12 protein-coding genes are annotated in these 16,449 nt (G+C 41.4%); 6 read left to right on the top strand and 6 right to left on the bottom strand.

The window, feature by feature from the left end; translation table 11 throughout:
• Positions 1-100 precede the first annotated feature (100 nt).
• Together U5J89_RS04870 and U5J89_RS04875 are read left to right on the top strand one after the other, a co-directional pair.
• Positions 101-610 carry a phosphoribosyltransferase family protein gene (locus U5J89_RS04870; protein ID WP_322574483.1) on the top strand — a complete coding sequence of 170 codons (510 nt, stop codon included), beginning with the start codon at positions 101-103 and terminating at the stop codon, positions 608-610.
• A gap of 86 nt (positions 611-696) precedes the next feature.
• Entirely contained in the window at positions 697-1,635 is a 939-nt protein-coding gene (locus tag U5J89_RS04875; protein WP_322574484.1) for a DUF3078 domain-containing protein, read from the top strand.
• 84 nt (positions 1,636-1,719) lie between these two features.
• On the opposite strand, the gene U5J89_RS04880 is transcribed toward U5J89_RS04875, so the two are convergent.
• A complete protein-coding gene (locus U5J89_RS04880; protein WP_322574485.1) occupies positions 1,720-3,249 on the bottom strand; it encodes an aldehyde dehydrogenase family protein in 1,530 nt (509 codons plus the stop codon).
• Positions 3,250-3,594: 345 nt separating this feature from the next.
• Here U5J89_RS04880 and U5J89_RS04885 point away from each other — a divergent pair, with 345 nt between their 5' ends.
• A complete protein-coding gene (locus U5J89_RS04885) occupies positions 3,595-4,389 on the top strand; it encodes an RNA methyltransferase (RefSeq protein ID WP_322574486.1) in 795 nt (264 codons plus the stop codon).
• A 108-nt stretch (positions 4,390-4,497) separates the two neighbouring features.
• On the top strand, positions 4,498-5,826 hold the full coding sequence (locus tag U5J89_RS04890) for a PhoH family protein (protein WP_322574487.1): 1,329 nt from the start codon (positions 4,498-4,500) through the stop codon (positions 5,824-5,826).
• A gap of 205 nt (positions 5,827-6,031) precedes the next feature.
• Here U5J89_RS04890 and U5J89_RS04895 read toward each other — a convergent pair whose 3' ends face one another.
• From U5J89_RS04895 to U5J89_RS04910, 4 genes are all read right to left on the bottom strand, one after another.
• On the bottom strand, positions 6,032-7,264 hold the full coding sequence (locus U5J89_RS04895) for an NAD(P)/FAD-dependent oxidoreductase (protein ID WP_322574488.1): 1,233 nt from the start codon (positions 7,262-7,264) through the stop codon (positions 6,032-6,034).
• A 5-nt stretch (positions 7,265-7,269) separates the two neighbouring features.
• Positions 7,270-8,091, bottom strand: coding sequence for a glutamate racemase (gene murI, locus U5J89_RS04900; RefSeq protein WP_322574489.1), 822 nt, complete (start codon positions 8,089-8,091; stop codon positions 7,270-7,272).
• 94 nt (positions 8,092-8,185) lie between these two features.
• A complete protein-coding gene (locus U5J89_RS04905; protein ID WP_322574490.1) occupies positions 8,186-12,307 on the bottom strand; it encodes a lamin tail domain-containing protein in 4,122 nt (1,373 codons plus the stop codon).
• 235 nt (positions 12,308-12,542) lie between these two features.
• The gene (locus U5J89_RS04910; RefSeq protein WP_322574491.1) at positions 12,543-12,791 is read right to left on the bottom strand and encodes a hypothetical protein; all 249 of its coding nucleotides are present in this window, start codon (positions 12,789-12,791) and stop codon (positions 12,543-12,545) included.
• Positions 12,792-13,400: 609 nt separating this feature from the next.
• Between U5J89_RS04910 and U5J89_RS04915 the strand changes: the two genes are divergently transcribed.
• Both U5J89_RS04915 and U5J89_RS04920 read left to right on the top strand, forming a co-directional pair.
• Positions 13,401-14,582 carry a sensor histidine kinase gene (locus U5J89_RS04915; protein ID WP_322574492.1) on the top strand — a complete coding sequence of 394 codons (1,182 nt, stop codon included), beginning with the start codon at positions 13,401-13,403 and terminating at the stop codon, positions 14,580-14,582.
• A gap of 264 nt (positions 14,583-14,846) precedes the next feature.
• Positions 14,847-15,260: a hypothetical protein gene (locus U5J89_RS04920; protein WP_322574493.1), complete on the top strand. Its 414-nt coding sequence runs from the start codon at positions 14,847-14,849 to the stop codon at positions 15,258-15,260.
• A gap of 59 nt (positions 15,261-15,319) precedes the next feature.
• Here U5J89_RS04920 and asd read toward each other — a convergent pair whose 3' ends face one another.
• Positions 15,320-16,378 (bottom strand): aspartate-semialdehyde dehydrogenase, encoded by a 1,059-nt coding sequence (asd, locus tag U5J89_RS04925; protein WP_322574494.1) that lies wholly within the window; start codon positions 16,376-16,378, stop codon positions 15,320-15,322.
• Between the last annotated feature and the right edge of the window lie 71 nt (positions 16,379-16,449).

Below are 16,449 nucleotides of genomic sequence, written 5' to 3' on the forward strand. Positions count from 1 at the left end.
TTATTTTTATTTGTTTTAACTATTAATAATGTACAAAGCTGTTTGTTTATTATAAATTATTTGCAACAGTTTATTTCTAATAAATAAAGCATTAAAGTCAATGAATTCCGGATCAGAATTAGTATTAATGAGCAGGGAACGCATTTCGCGATCCCTGAAACGAATGGCACACGAAATAGCAGAACACAATGTGGATGATGCTCCCATTGATCTTTTTGGAATCGATGAACGAGGATATGCTGTGGCCCAAGCTCTGGAGGATATTTTAAATCCTATATTTAATGATGAAGTGCGATTGATCCAACTTACACTAGAAGAGAAAAACTCACAGTCCACTTTGGAAGATATTGAATTACAGAAGAATCATTATCCGGTTATTGTGGATGATGTTATTTTTTCGGGTAAAACAATGTTTAAAGCCCTGAAAATCATTTCAAATCATATTAAACCTTCAGAAATTCATACTGCCGTATTGGTTGATCGCGGCCATCGTAAATTTCCTATAAAAGCAGAATTTTATGGTATGGAGCTGCCTACAAAATTGGATGAGCATGTCTCAGTAGTCGTGGAAAATAAACAGTTGCAAAATGTTAAGCTGATAAAATCTTGAATAACGAAACTTTTTTAGGCTCAAAAATGTCAATATATTCGAGCTGAAAATAATTAACCAATGCGATTTTTATTCCAGATAGTTTTATGAAAAAATATTTTTCATTTGTTCTCTTCCTTAGTATTACTGTTTTAATAAGCCCGCCGGTTTTAAGTCAAGAGGCTACTGAAATAAGTCGACTACTCGAAAATGATAGTGATATTTCTGTACGGGATATGTCGAATATAAACAGCAAGGTTGTTGTTGCAGACACCTTGAAGGGATGGCAAGTTGACTGGATTAGTGATTTGAGTGGTTCTCAGGCATCCTACGACAACTGGAGTCAAGGAGGGGTAAATACGATAAGTGTTACTGCTTCCACGGTGTTTAATGCTAAATATCGAAAAGGGCAGTTTGCCTATGCACTCGGAACGAATTTTAAATATGGCAAGGCACGTATAGAAGACGAGGGAACTCGCAAGACCAATGACCGTATTGCTATCAATAACAAGTTTAGCTATTTGTTTGAAGATGAACGATGGAGTGCTTTTGGGAATATCAATTTTAGCACGCAGTTTGACCAAGGATTTGATTACTCTACTGATCCTCCTGTGATGATTTCTCGCTTTTTTGCACCAGCTTATTTTACACAGATAGCGGGTATTTCATTTCAACCGGAAGATTATTTTACGGCTGAAGCGGGTATGGCAATGAAACAAACCATAGTTTCTGATACAGATTTGTCTACGCGCTATGGACTTGAGCCGGGTGAAAGCTTCCGATTTGAGCCGGGTTATTCCTTAGCAATGAACTTTGAAAAGAAAATTGTTTCGAATGTTCGTTTAATCAGTTCAGTGGAAACATTTACGAACCTGCAGCGCCACGTGGATAATACCGATGTTAACTTTTCAAATGAGTTGATCGGGAAAATTAACGATTATTTAAACATGTCATTCCAGTTTGTGATGGTGTATGACAGTGATTTCTCACGTGAGCTACAAATTAAGCAGGTGCTTTCAGCGGGATTTTCGTACAGTATTCTCTAAGGCAATACAGATAAATAATATTCCATTAAAAAAGCCCCGGTACCGGGGCTCTTTTATTTTGGTATAAGTTTTTGAAGGAAGAATTTATTCTACATCAAACTCAATGCCTTGTGCTAATGGCATTTCATCACTCCAGTTGATGGTGTTTGTTTGTCGGCGCATATAGGCTTTCCACGCATCAGAGCCGGATTCACGTCCGCCCCCCGTTTCTTTTTCGCCTCCAAAAGCACCGCCGATTTCAGCACCGCTGGTTCCTACATTGATATTGGCAATACCGCAATCTGAACCACGGGCACTTAAGAAGGTTTCGGCTTCACGCATATTAAGGGTAAACATGGATGAGCTGAGTCCCTGACGAACCCCATTGTGTTTAGCGATGGCTTCGTCCAGATCACTATATTTAATCAAGTAAAGGATAGGAGCGAATGTTTCTTCCTGCACGATGTCGTATTCGTTTTCGGCAATCACGATAGCGGGATTTACATAATGTCCTCCGTTGAGCTTCTTCTTTTCCAGTATTTCTCCGCCGTAAACAAGTTCACCGCCGGCCTGTTGAACTTCCTTAAGGGCCTGCTGCATGCTCTCGGCTGCTTGCTTATCAATAAGTGGGCCTACCAGAGTATCTTCATCCAGCGGATTGCCAATATTCACATCTTTGTAAATTTCAACCAGACGATTTTTCAGTTCATCAAAAACGTCTTCATGGACAATAAGGCGACGCGTAGAAGTACAGCGCTGACCACAGGTTCCTACAGATCCAAAGACGGTTGCCCGGGCTGCCATTTCGAGATCGGCATTTTCGGAGACGATGATTGCGTTGTTGCCACCAAGTTCAAGAATAGTTTTGCCGAGTCGGGCACCGACGGTTTGAGCTACTTCTTTGCCCATGCGGATAGAACCGGTTGCCGAAATGAGAGGAATGCGCTCATCTTCTGTCATCCACTCACCCACTTCACGACCACCGGTAACGAGGTTAAAAATGCCTTCGGGCAGATCATTTCGCTTTAATACTTTGGCAATAATATTTTGGACAGCAATGCCGCACAGAGGTGTTTTTTCGGATCCTTTCCAGATCATCACATTTCCACAGACGGCGGCAATCATGGCATTCCAACTGTAGACAGCAACCGGAAAATTAAAGGCCGAAATAATACCGGTAATACCCAACGGATGCCATTGTTCATACATACGGTGCTTGGGCCGTTCCGACTGCATCGTTTTGCCATACAGCATGCGGGATTGTCCTACAGCAAAGTCACAGATATCAATCATCTCCTGTACTTCGCCAAGCCCCTCTTGGTAGATTTTGCCCATCTCATAGGTAACAAGGCGTCCGAGATCTTCTTTATGTTTGCGCAGCTCAAGTCCTATCTGGCGAACAATTTCACCGCGTTTGGGAGCGGGAACCATGCGCCATTCTTTAAATGCCTCCTGTGCTTTTGCTACCACTTTATCGTAATCTTCGCGAGAAGTTACAGTAGTATCGGCTATTTGGGAGCCGTCAATTGGTGTGTGACTTGATATCGTTTCTTCGCTTTCTGATCCGAAAAACTTTTGTCCGGTACTTGTGCCCAGATTCGTGCCTTCGATACCTAATTTCTTGAGAAAATCCATAGCTTTGGCTTTGTGATTTATTAAATTTTGATATTAAAATAAGGATCATTTTCATGATATGAAGCTCAGTTCACAAATAATTTATTCTGGTATTTTGCAGGTGCGCATATATCAAACGTTTAATATTAATTTGTTTAGCGGTTAGATGGCAAGAATCAAGAAATACCTGCCGTGTCATCCCGGACTCCGATCCGGGATCTCGTAAGGACTATATCTTTGATCTGGCAATAGTTTTAATCAACGTTTCTTGTCCCTACCAGAACCTGAAACAAGTTCAGGATGACACATAGGCTACTTTTTAACCGCTAAACCCGTTAATACTAATAAAAATCAAATAGCTTACCATTGAATTTATCAACCGCCTCTAATCGTCAACAGACCCTTCTTCGTAAATTAAATCGCAAAAAGTATCGCTATAAAGAGCGCCTTTTTCTTTTAGAAGGGGCTCGTGCGGTACAGCAGGTGGTAGCTAATCAAGAGATAGAGATACAGGCCCTGTTTTTTGATGAGAGTCAGCGGTATTGGGAGCAAGCTGATTGGAAAAGGATAATCGATGAATTGGAGGTAGCTACCTTATCCCGGGAGCTGTTTATGGAAGTTTCGGATACCGATACCCCGCAGGGAGTTCTTGCGTTATGCGAGATGCCTACAGAGATGACGCCTGAAGAATTAGCTGACAAGTCGGGATTAATTGTTGCACTGGATGGATTGCAGGATCCGGGGAATTTGGGCACCATCATTCGTACGGCCGGTTGGTTTGGGATTTCGGGTATTATATCGGGTAAGGGAACGGTAGATATGTTTCATCCCAAAGTTGTGCGCGGAACGGCCGGGGCAACGGGTACGATTCCATTTATGAATGGGGAATTGTCCGAGGTTTTTGATACTCTTGAACGCGAAAACTGGGAAGTTTTTCTATTGGATGCCGGCGCTGAGTCAAAGGCATTGCATGAAATATCATCCCTAAAAAAGGGAGTAATTGTGGTGGGAAATGAAGGGCATGGCATTCGTGATGAGTTGATGACAGCGAACCGGAGTAGCGTTCGGATTCCGTCGCCGGTAGGTTCGAAAAATGTGGAGAGTTTGAATGCGGCTATTGCTGCGTCGATAGCGCTTTATGATTTGTCCGGGAAAATGTGAAATTTTAATTAATGAACCAGGTAAGTATTGATTCTGACTGGCTTATTCAATAACGTGTTAGAAACATTTGCGATATGGCTGTTTACTCCAATCTAAATCATTTTTGGTATGGCTAAATCCAAGAAAAAGAAAATTTACGTTCTGGATACTTCGGTTCTGTTGTATGATTCGGATGCGGTAAAAAATTTCCAGAAAAATGATATTGCTATTCCCATTACGGTGCTCGAGGAGATTGATACCTTTAAAAAGGGCAATGATGTTATAAATCTGCATGCGCGGGAATTCAGCCGCTATCTCGATAAGATATCTGATAAAAATTTGCTACAGAAATGGATTCCCCTGAATGGTAAAACGCACGGAAAGCTGCGGGTGATCAGCAATGAAAATAGTGAGCTGGATGCATCAAAGGTGTTCGGAAACGAAAAGAATGATCACCGGATTTTGAATTCGGTGCTGAAATTGATGGAGGAAGAGCCCAATAAGAAAGTAATCCTGGTTTCGAAGGATATTAATCTGCGGATCAAAGCGCGGTCGTTGAATATTGATGCTGAGGATTACGAGACGATCCAGATAAAGGATATTGATCACTTGTATCAGGGTAAGAAAGAAGTTACCTGTGATGATGCCATTATTGATAAGATATATGAGGAGGGGAAGTTGCCCTATACCGATTTACAGGAGGAGAAACCCAATAACAATCAGTTTTTTATTTTAAAGGGACAATCCGGTTCGGCCTTGGGATACTTTAATAATGAAAGTGATTCTGTGGAACTTGTAAAAAAGAGAACAGCCTATGGCGTAACGCCGCGTAATGCCGAACAGACGTTTGCCCTGAATGCTATTTTGAATCCCGATAATTTACTGGTGACGATTACCGGTGCGGCGGGTACGGGAAAAACGCTGCTGGCACTGGCCGGCGCGCTGGAACAGCGACGCAATTTTCACCAGATATTTTTGGCCCGTCCTATTGTTCCATTGAGCAATAACGATATCGGTTATCTGCCGGGCGATATCAGTTCCAAGATCGACCCCTATATGCAGCCGCTCTGGGATAATTTATCGTTTATCAAGAATCAGTTTCCGGAGAGCAGCAAAAAGTTCCAAAAGGTGGATGACATGCTTGAAAATGATAAGCTGCGCATTATTCCGCTGGCTTATATTCGGGGACGCAGTTTGTCGAACGTGATTTTTATCGTAGATGAGGCGCAAAACCTGACGCCGCATGAAGTGAAAACGATTATTACCCGTGCGGGCGAAAATACGAAGATCATTTTTACAGGAGATATCTTCCAGATCGACACCCCTTACCTGGATACCCAAAGCAATGGGCTGTCATTTTTGGTGGATCGCATGCATGACAGTGAGCTCTACGCGCATGTTAATCTGGAGAAAGGAGAACGATCCGAGCTGGCAAATCTGGCCAGTAAATTATTATAAAATAGCCAACAGATTTATAGAAGTCTTTGCAAAACTATACTGTCATCGCGAATATAATGCAGCGATCTACTTTTAGAAGCTTTGATCGGGAGATTGCTTCTCAGGCTCGCAATGACAAGCTTAATTTTCGGGTTTTGCAAAGGCCTCGTACAAAAATTATTGCTTGCGACTATCTGTTTACCTCCGTGATAATCTGAGGCTGTTGCTATTCTCCCCCAATATGTTGAGCCGCAATCCAGCCGGTGGTCCAGGCTGATTGGAAGTTGTATCCGCCGGTGATGCCGTCAATATTCAGCACTTCCCCGGCAAAATAGAGGTTAGATATCTTTTTGCTCTCCATGGTTCCCATATTCACCTCATCCAGTGGAATACCGCCGCTGGTGACAAACTCTTCTTTGTAGGTGGTTTTTCCCTCAATGTCATAGCTTGCATTTGTAAGTTGTTCGGTAAGGTGATGGATATTTTCGTTGGAGAGTTCAGCCCATCTTATTTTGGGATCAATATCAGCCAGTTCCAGGAATCGATTCCACAAACGATTGGGGATAGGGAAGGTGTCCTGTTTTTGAGCAGTTTTCCGGGCATTGGTATCCCGAAGCTTTTTAAGCTTTTGTTGCACTTCCTGTGAATTAAGAGGATGCAACCAGTTTACCTGAATAGTAAAATCGTAGTTCTGGTCATAGAGATATCGCGCCGCCCAGGCTGACGTTTTTAGCACGGCCGGGCCGCTGAGTCCCCAGTGGGTAATTAAAATAGGACCTTCATGTTGATAGGAGGTACCCGCAATACTTACAGATCCGTTTTCTATTGATATGCCGGACAGATCTTTGAAAATGTTCTCTTTAAAATTGAATGTAAACAGTGATGGGACGGGCTCTACGATGGAATGTCCCAGATCCTCCAACCACTTATAAGTACTGCGGCGATTGGAGCCGCCCGTGGCAATAACTACGGCATCAAAAATCTGGGACTTTTTATTTTTGATTGACAGCTCAAACTTTTTATCACTTCTGCGGGTAATCGTTTCCACTCGATGGCGGGTATGAACATCAACATCGTGATGGTTGGCTTCTTCCTTCAGGCAATTGATAATCGTTGCCGAGTCATCGGTGGTGGGAAACATGCGTCCGTCGCTTTCTGTTTTAAGCTCAACGCCCCGATCTTCGAACCAGGATACCGTATCGGTCGGCTGAAATTGTTCAAAAGCCCAGCGGAGTTCACGGGAACCTCGGGGATACGCTTTGGACATTATTTCCGGGTCGAAGCAGTGGTGGGTTACGTTGCAGCGTCCGCCGCCTGAAATGCGAACCTTGGAAAGGACTTCCCTACTTTTTTCAAAAATAGTGACGTTGAGATTGGGATTAAGGCGTGCCGCGTTTATGGCAGCAAAAAATCCGGCAGCTCCACCGCCAATAACGGCAAGTTTATTGGATGTTGGCATATTTCCTAAAGGTGGATGAACTCAGAATTTATTGTATCGCCCCAGAAAACATTCGCATGAGCGTCAAAATCGTCGGTAGAGTCGGTGGTAAGAAATCTGCGTGTTCCGTTTTGGGTGCATTTTCCTTCAATTTCCGGATGTCGGTTTAAATAATCAGCCAGGCTTTTGGCCACAATTTCACCTTGACTCAAAATGGTAATGTCTTCATCAACAAACTTTTTGATTTTATTAATTAGTAATGGGTAATGAGTACAGGCCAAAAGCAGGGTATCAATTTTGGGATCCTTAGATAGAATATTATCAATATGTTGTTGTACGAAATAATCGGTCCCGTCACTGTCGAATTCTTGGTTTTCAACAAGCGGAACCCACATTGGGCAGGCCTCTTGAAGAACAGTTAGTTCTGGAAACTGATTATTGATTTCTATTTTATACGAATTTGAGGTAACCGTTCCGCTGGTTCCAAGTACGCCCACATGCCCGGTTTTAGAGTAGTTGCCGATAACTTCGGCAGTTGGACGAATAACACCCAGTACTCTTCTGTTGGGATCAATATTTGGCAAATCCTTTTGTTGGATTGTTCGAAGGGCTTTGGCTGAGGCCGTATTACATGCTAAAATGATTAGGTGACAATTTTGGTCAAAAAGATATTTAACACACTCCAGCGTGTAGTGATAAATGGTTTCAAACGAGCGGGTTCCATAGGGAGATCGCGCGTTATCGCCGAGGTATAGATAGTCATATTGCGGAAGCTCGCTGACGATGTCTTTCATGACCGTCAGACCACCGAAGCCGGAGTCAAAAATGCCAATCGGAGCAGAACTCATTAGAAGTAAAATTGGAAGTGAATATTTTTCAAAAAGGATCTAAAACTAATAAAAATATTCTAATTCCTAATTCTTAATTCCTCATTTACCATTCTTAATTTAGCTGTCGGGCTAAGACAACGGTTTTCTTGAATGTTTCATCGCTTCCTGAAGCGCTGTCGTACGCTTCGAAAATGACAATATAAATACCGATGCGGTTGCGGCTGTTATCATCTTTTCGCCCATCCCAGATAAGCTGTCCTTCAAAACCGGCTTGTTCTCCGTCGGCCAACGTGCGCACCAAGCGTCCGTAGCGGTCATAAATACGTACTTTTATCAGATAGTCCTGTTGATCGAGTTTATAGTTGATAAACAGGTTATCTTCATAGCCGTCATCATCCGGTGAAAAAGGATTGGGATTGAAACTTATGCCTGTTTCCTGGCTTAATTCGCCATTTTCTTGATAGATAGAGTTCTTTGAATTTGGCGTACCTCCTTTTTCAGTTACACTGGATCCCCAGTTTGTTTCATCACTGCTGGGCCCTTCAGGGGCTATACGTTCGAGGGCAATGCCACGGGTATCGATGATGTTAGGATTGTGCCAGCTTTCATCATAAAAAACGGAATCGATAGTGGTGCCCGTGCTGTCGGCTATGTAAATGGCGTCATCGGAGGAAGCTAAGCTTAAACTGGATCGATTTGCCCGCATTATCGACTGCATATTTGGTGATGTCAGATCGAAAAAGACAGCAGTTTGACTCTCCTCAAAGCTTGTACTCTCATCGGCATGGATGAGTACATGGCCTTGCGGCGAAACCCATTTTGCCGTAGTGGAGACCGGCTGTATATCGCGAATATTGCCGTTTTCGTCAGGTTCGTCATGCAAGAATAAGCCCTTCAGTGAAATAGCATAATCTTGAGTATTGCGCAGCTCGATGTATTCGGTTTGATCGGGCTGGTTGTCATCAGCATTGGCCAGAGGATTAAACATAATTTCATTGATAACTAAATCTCCGTTTTGCAGGGGTTGTGCTACCGGAATTTCAGAACTTGTTGTTGTATTTCCCTTAACATCGCTAAGATTTTCTACTCGGATTGTCGTGTTATTCGCATTCATATTATTACTTTTTGAAGCGGAGGAAGACAGAAAAATTACATCAGCATTGGTTGAGTCAAAATCAAAGATCGAAAGACGTTCTCCTCCGGAATAAAAAGCAATATTATCGGTTAGACGTATAAATTCATTAAACCTAATTTCATATTTCCCGTTACTCAATACCTTGGAAAAAATCATCTGCGGGGAATCGGTATCCTCTTGGAAAGATATATTTTGGTTTCCTGCCGAGATGCCGTTATCAGAGTTGTTGGTCTGCCAGTTTGAGGCATCATTTGAAGCCGCTAATGGGTCTTTTCGCTCGAGGGAAGATCCATCGGCATTACCGCCCCAGCTCTGGTAGTACCGCAATGAATCGATTGTTTCACCATTTTTATTTCTGATATAGATGTCATCAGGTGTATTATTATTTAAAGATGGAAATCCGCTTATGGCTATAGCATTGGGAATTCCTGCTGCAAAATTTTGATTGCCGGTAAGCACGATATATTCCCGGGCTTCGAGTTGCAGGGGATTTTCAATTGTGGTTTCGGTACTGTAATCGCCCACCACCCATTCGGTTAAATCAAAATTTTTATTCGTGGTATTATAGAGCTCAATGAAATCTGCCTTTCCTTCGGATCCCGGGTTATACAAAATTTCATTAATAACGATTTGTCCTGACTGGGCCTCATCAATTTGCAGATATTCAAGGTCCCGGGTAGCGTTTATCAAGGTATTACCAAAAATGTCAGATATATTAGAAACAGTTACTTCATAGATTTGTCCGTCAGTAAGTGCCTGCTCTAAGAATAGGGTTACTGTTTCATCTTGTGCTGATATCAACTGAATTCCGATTGACGGAGAAAGCCGGTAGTTTTGCTCATCCGTAGCTGATGATGGGGCTAGTTTTTCGGAAAATGTAAGTTCAATTTTGTTGTTATCAACGCTAATCAGGTTTTTAAAAGTAGGCGGCGTTTGATCTTGAGGTACATCATTTTGGGAACCCGGAGTGCCAAATTTATTGGGAGCATTACTCCAGTTTTCATGAAATATTCCTGCGACCTCTGTTGTACGCCGTTCAAGCGCTACTTCGTCGCCACCCCAGTCGGAAGTGTATTGCAGGGAATCCAGTAGTATACCATTCTGGTCCCGGATAATGATTCGATCGCCGCCGTTATTGAGGGCCGGGAAATCACCCATGGTCAACAGCACAATATTGGGATATTCGGATTCAATCGTGTTATCGGGAGCAATCACCACAAAACTATCCGGGGGTATGATGAATTGGTTGTTGGATATCGTGCCTTTAAAAGTTTCCCGGTTATCACTGAGTGTCCATCCCTGCAGGTCAAGTGATTTGTCGGAGTGATTGTAGAGCTCGATATATTCGGAGCTGTTTGCCGGTGGTGCGTACATAAATTCATTGATAGCTATATCACCGGAATCCACCGGAGACGGATCATAAAATGTGAAGGATGTATCGGTGGAAGCGATGGTATTGCCAAAAATATCAGAGGTATTTTCGACGGATAAGGTATAATCCTGGGCATTTTGCAGGTCTGATCCCAGAGAGATTTCTACGGTATCAGCTGCGGTTTGATCGACTGATGTAATACTACCGTTGGTGATCTCATAGCTGCCGGGTTTATCCAGTCGTTCATCAAAAACAAGTTGCAGCGTTTCTGGAGATAGAATATTTAGACCTGTGAACTTGGGCGGTGTATTATCTTCGGCTACCTCATTGACCATACCCGGTGTACCGCCATCGGGATTAGGGGAATCGCCCCAATTTTCTTTATAGATACTCGGAGCAGAAGCTGACCGCCGTTCCAGCGCTACATCTGTACCGCCCCAATTGGAGTTGTAACTCAGGGAATCCGCTTTAGCTCCGGTATCAGTAATTAATTGTACTGCATCTGGTGTTGTATTATTAAGAGCCGGGAAGTCGGCTTCGTGATAGGCTCTATTGCCAAAAAGATTATTCAATTCGGTAGTATCTGCTGAAATAACTAAGAAACTGTCAGGCTCTATGGGGATGGGATCGGAGCCTAAACTGGAACTGCTGTTGATATCTGCTATTTGCCAATTGGCAAGATTCAGGTACCTATTACTGGTATTTCGGATCTCGATATATTCTTCATTAATTGTTGTCGGATAATCGTAAGCAAATTCGTTGATGATGATATCGCCCTGGACGTAGGAGTCAAAAAACTGAAATCCAAAATCAGTATTGGGATCGATAGTATTGCCCTCGTTGTCAGCAATGTCGCTAACATTCAAGGTGTATTGTCCGCCAGAGATGGGATTATTATAGGTGAGTTGAACGATATCGCCTGACGTAGCAGTGTTATCGGGATTTCCGATATTGGGAGTAATAGTAAAATCTGATGTTTGAACACTGGCAGGATCGACATCCAGATTGAAAGAAACTTCAATGGTCTGATTATCTACGACGGAAACATTTTGGATATCGAGTGGTGGATTGACTTTAGTTACTTGAATATCGTCGTATTCGAACAGGTTCGATCGGGTGCTGGTATAATCACCAAATAAACCGATAAATTCACTTTGGATATATGTATTATCGGATGCCATTCCCTGGGAGTTATATGAAGTGTCTCCGGCAGGATCAGCGAAAAGCTCCCAATTTCCATCGAGATCTCTGGTAACCCGTATGCGAACAGTTACAGGATCAGTATCGACAAGCCCATCGGCTCCGTCTATAATTTTTGTTGTATTGTTACCATCTTGGCGATAAAGGCTTATTTCATCTTCGGTATCGCCTATTTGAACAAAATATCCATCAATACTGCCCTTCATATTTTGATTGTCAGCTATAATATAAAATCTTGCTAAATTGCTGCTTGATGGATTGAAACCCAGCTTAATATATGCTTCCCATTCGCCATAAGCGGCTGTTGAAGGAGTACTGATTACAGCTTCAGCAGTTTCGCCGGGTGCATCGAGCTGAAGTAGATTTGAGGCATTAATGATATGTTTGGACTCACTGTCTGTCCAGGTGGGATTATTTGTAAAATCACCGTCACTGAAATCATCATTGATGATAACGGTTTGTGCAAGTACTTCTGCCGAAATGAATGTGGTTAGAAAGAAACAAAGGGCTGTAACTTTATATCGCATATTGATTTCTCCTGAAAATAATTTTATAGAAGAATAATATAGAAGGGGGTGAATGGCAAGAAAATCACTATAGACTAATAAAAGGTGGTGAAACTGCTATCAAGAATCTCTCTTTCGAATTCTATAGCTTTTTTGCTTATGTGTTGATCAAATTTTTTAAAAATGATGTGATCAGATTACCAAACTGTAAACTGGAAAAGCTCTCAGAAAGTAACTTTATAGGGTTTTTAGGGATTTAATCAGGCAAGATAAGTTCAAAATCACCAGAATAAATGGCGTAGTCTACATTCTTATTTTGTAGAAACTCTCTCACCAATTCTTCCTTGGTTCTATCAATATCAGCCATAGCTAAAAACAAATTGCCAATGATTTCTTCTCTTTTTTGAAGTCTTTTATGTACTTCCTTTTTATCATTACTTATACAGTTTTTACACAAACTTATTTTTTTGGATTGTTTGTAGTTTAATTTTACTTCCACTTCCAAAAGGTTGGAAGTGGTTTGACATATTCTACATTTTTCCATCCCAAGTTATTTTCCAAATAAAATTTTTACTTGGGTTTAAACACGCACAAAATTTAAAGAGTTACAACTCTCTTTTAAAGGTTTAATGGAATTTAATACTTTTCATAAGAGCTTGCATTAAGTTTTTGAAAGAAGCTGAAGACTATATTTTTTTGCTCATCACTTCGCTTTGGTGGCTAAGAGTTCCAATATTTTGTCTTCGAAATCCACTTTAAAAATGTCAGATTTTGTTATCTCTTTTTTTGCATTATAAAGCCTTTCAAGATAGTACATAAATGCAATGGGAACTTGGGTGCTTTTTCCATACTAATTTTGAAAGGACTACTTAAGTCGCTTGTCAAGTACTTTGTAGTAATTGGTGGAACAGCCTGAATCTCAATCAATAAATCGGATTTTATTTGTCGTAGTTTTACAACCTTTGAATTGACAAGTAGCTATTATTAATGTTTGTTAGATTAATTTTATTGAATGATAAAAACTAAAGTGCCTGATCAATACTCATCCTAATTACCTCATCCGAGATAATTTATAACCAATTAAGTTTTTAGAATTAGCAATAATTTTTTAAAATTGTTTGATATCAAAGCTTTAGGTACAGGGAGAAACTTTTTGGGAAAAGTTGGCGTGGGTATAAAAGAAAAGGTAGGACAGGCAATTCAAGCGTTAGAATCTGGGGTACAGCTCTCTGAAGAAACTACGCGTTCCATTGTCGATACGTTAAAACAGTCCGAGCAAGAAGTAACGAAGATTAGAAGGTGGATGCAATCAGCGGAACTTCTTGCAGATATAGGGATTTGGGAGATAGATCACCAAAAGGATGAGATTTTTTGGTCGGATCAGATGTATCGCATTTTGGGATACGAACCAGAACAGCATGAACCTTCCTACAAATCTTATTTACGTCAGATGTCTCCTCAAGAGCAGGAGCGAGTTCACCTGAATTTTATTGATTCATTGTACAACAAGAATTCGTTTGAGATTACCTATCGTATTAAACTTCCCAATAATCAAATCAAGTATGTCGAAGCCCGTGCTATTCATTTTTATAATGATGTAGGGGAGCCATTTTTTACTATTGGTACAAGTCAAGATGTAACAGATTGGATACTTGATAAACAACGATTAGAAAAATCGTTAGAAGAAAACCAAACATTGTTGGGGGAGATCCATCATCGGGTAAAGAATAATCTGGCGGTCGTGGCAGGTTTGTTACAGCTCCAGTGGTTAAAAGAAGATGATCCAGAGCTTGTCAAAACGCTTAAAGAGGGAGCAAACCGCATGAGAGCAGTAGCTGGTATTCACAAACAGCTATATGAATCTGGTGATTATAGCAGTGTTGCGTTAGGTGAGAATATTACCAAGTTAGTAACAGATATTGTTAGCACAATGATGTCTGAGAAAGAGATTAATATTAAAAGCAATTGTGATAGAGTTTATCTAAATATCAAACAAACAATGCCTTGTACGTTAATTGTTAATGAATTAGTAACTAATAGTATAAAATACGCATTCGAGGGAAAAGCAAAGGGAACAATTACAGTTGATTTAACAATGTCAGACGATCTTGTAAGATTGGAAGTTAGTGATAATGGTGTGGGTTTACCGGATGATTTTGACAGCGAAAGAGAGTCGTTAGGTATGAATCTTATTAAGACATTAACTAATCAATTGAATGCTGAGTATAATTTTAGATCATCAGAGAAAGGGACAACTTTTTCGATGCAATTTCTTAAAGAGGGAAGAGAAGAATAGGAAATAATCAAAGTGAATCCCGTATAGTGGAAAAGCTTACAATGGCAGAAGTGGTATCGTTAAAGCCCCCTATAATAAAAGAGGGTGAAACTGCTACCAACAGCTTCACCCCGGAAGGACATTTGATATTACTCTCTATTTCAACGGCTTATACGCTTTTACACGTTTCTGTTAGTAAGACCATTGGGATGACGAATCCTTACAAAATTTTTTCAGAAATTTTCTATACTTTTTCTATTCAATATTGAACCTAATAAAACACCCATGAATTATACTTCAAATCCATCCGTTCCTTTTGAAATCTCAAATATTAATCATGGATTGCAAGTTGCCAAGGGACTATTAAAGGTAAAAGAGGAGGGATTGGTTTTTGAATTTGAAGTAGAAGATAGTTTTCTGGGAATAATAAAATCAGGAGTTAAAACTGAAACTATTCCCTATCGAAATTTGGAAAATATTCGTTTTGAAAAGGGATGGTGGAGCGGAAAAGTTATATTGGAGGGTACCTCAATGAAAGTGTTTGAATCATTTCCGGGTAGTGAACAGGGGAGGCTAAAACTTAAAGTCAAGCGTTCAAATAAGGATGATGCTCAGAATACGGTTTCTTCGGCCCGGGTTCATCTCTCTGAGTACAAGCTTAAAGAATTAGATGACGAGAATACAGAAGGGGAGATTTGAGTTAATAATCACTGCCGGAGATCAGATTTCCGACAGTGATGTAATTTGAGGAATAAATATTAGCTTATATATCCTTTCGCAGCTAAAAGTTCAGCATTTAAAATAGCGCCGCCGGCTGCGCCGCGAATGGTATTGTGTGCCATGGTTACATATCCCAGATCCATGACGGTACCTTTGCGTAGACGTCCCACCGCTGTTTGCATTCCACCTTCGCGATCGGCATGGAGTCGCGGCTGCGGATAGCGATCTTCTTTATACAGTCGTACGGGATTTGCCGGCGATGATGGCAGATCCAGATCCGCAATAGGATTCTTCCAATCAGTAAAAGCTTGTTCGGCTTCTTCGATGGAGGATGGAGCATTTTTCAGTTTTACCGATACCGAAAGGAGATGTCCCTCGATCGTAGGGACGCGCACAGCTGTAGCCTGAATAGTGAAGTTGTTAAATGTAATGGAATCATCCGACAGCGTACCTAACACTTTTGTAGCCTCGGTTTGTACTTTGGATTCTTCGCCACCAATATAGGGTACTACGTTTGCTATGATATCCATGCTGGAAACGCCGGGATAGCCAGCACCAGAAACCGATTGCATGGATGTAACTACCAGGGAGTCGATCCCAAAAGCATCGTGTAGCGGACGCAGGGACATCGAAAGTGGTACGGAAACACAATTCGGATTGGTGACAATCCAGCCGCTACCTTCGGAGTCGAAACTCTGTCTTTTAATGAGTTCTGCGTGATCGGGATTTACTTCGGGAACCAACAGTGGTACTTGGTCATGCATACGGTAATTTTTGGCGTTGGAGATTACGGGAATACCTGCTTTGGCAAAAGCTTGCTCAATATCTCCGGCCACGGCTGAATCTAATCCCGAGAATACGAAATCTACTCCTCTGAATTTAGCAGGATTACATGCCAGAACGGTGAGTTCAGCTGCATTCGAGGGAAGTTCGGTTTTCTCTATCCAGTGGGCAGCCTGTTTATATTTTTTCCCGGCTGATCGTTCTGAGGCTCCTAATACTTTTACAGTGAACCATGGATGATGGTCGAGCAAGCGAATAAACTTTTGTCCGACGGCCCCGGTAGCACCGAGCACGCCAACTTGATACGAGTGCATAAATAGATCTTGTTTTTAAACTGTTGTTTGGTTTTTTAATGGAATTGATGGGATTAGCATTCCCAACTAAA

It is taken from the genome of Fodinibius sp. (genome assembly GCF_034521915.1).
In the GTDB taxonomy this organism is placed as follows: Bacteria; Bacteroidota; Rhodothermia; order Balneolales; family Balneolaceae; genus Fodinibius.

Excerpts from the sequence above, each read along its gene's own strand:
- U5J89_RS04895 (WP_322574488.1), bottom strand. The coding sequence starts at position 7,264 with ATGCCAACATCCAATAAACTTGCCGTTATTGGCGGTGGAGCTGCCGGA.
- U5J89_RS04920 (WP_322574493.1), top strand. The coding sequence starts at position 14,847 with ATGAATTATACTTCAAATCCATCCGTTCCTTTTGAAATCTCAAATATT.
- asd (WP_322574494.1), bottom strand. The coding sequence starts at position 16,378 with ATGCACTCGTATCAAGTTGGCGTGCTCGGTGCTACCGGGGCCGTCGGA.
- U5J89_RS04870 (WP_322574483.1), top strand. The coding sequence starts at position 101 with ATGAATTCCGGATCAGAATTAGTATTAATGAGCAGGGAACGCATTTCG.
- murI (WP_322574489.1), bottom strand. The coding sequence starts at position 8,091 with ATGAGTTCTGCTCCGATTGGCATTTTTGACTCCGGCTTCGGTGGTCTG.
- U5J89_RS04875 (WP_322574484.1), top strand. The coding sequence starts at position 697 with ATGAAAAAATATTTTTCATTTGTTCTCTTCCTTAGTATTACTGTTTTA.
- U5J89_RS04880 (WP_322574485.1), bottom strand. The coding sequence starts at position 3,249 with ATGGATTTTCTCAAGAAATTAGGTATCGAAGGCACGAATCTGGGCACA.
- U5J89_RS04890 (WP_322574487.1), top strand. The coding sequence starts at position 4,498 with ATGGCTAAATCCAAGAAAAAGAAAATTTACGTTCTGGATACTTCGGTT.
- U5J89_RS04905 (WP_322574490.1), bottom strand. The coding sequence starts at position 12,307 with ATGCGATATAAAGTTACAGCCCTTTGTTTCTTTCTAACCACATTCATT.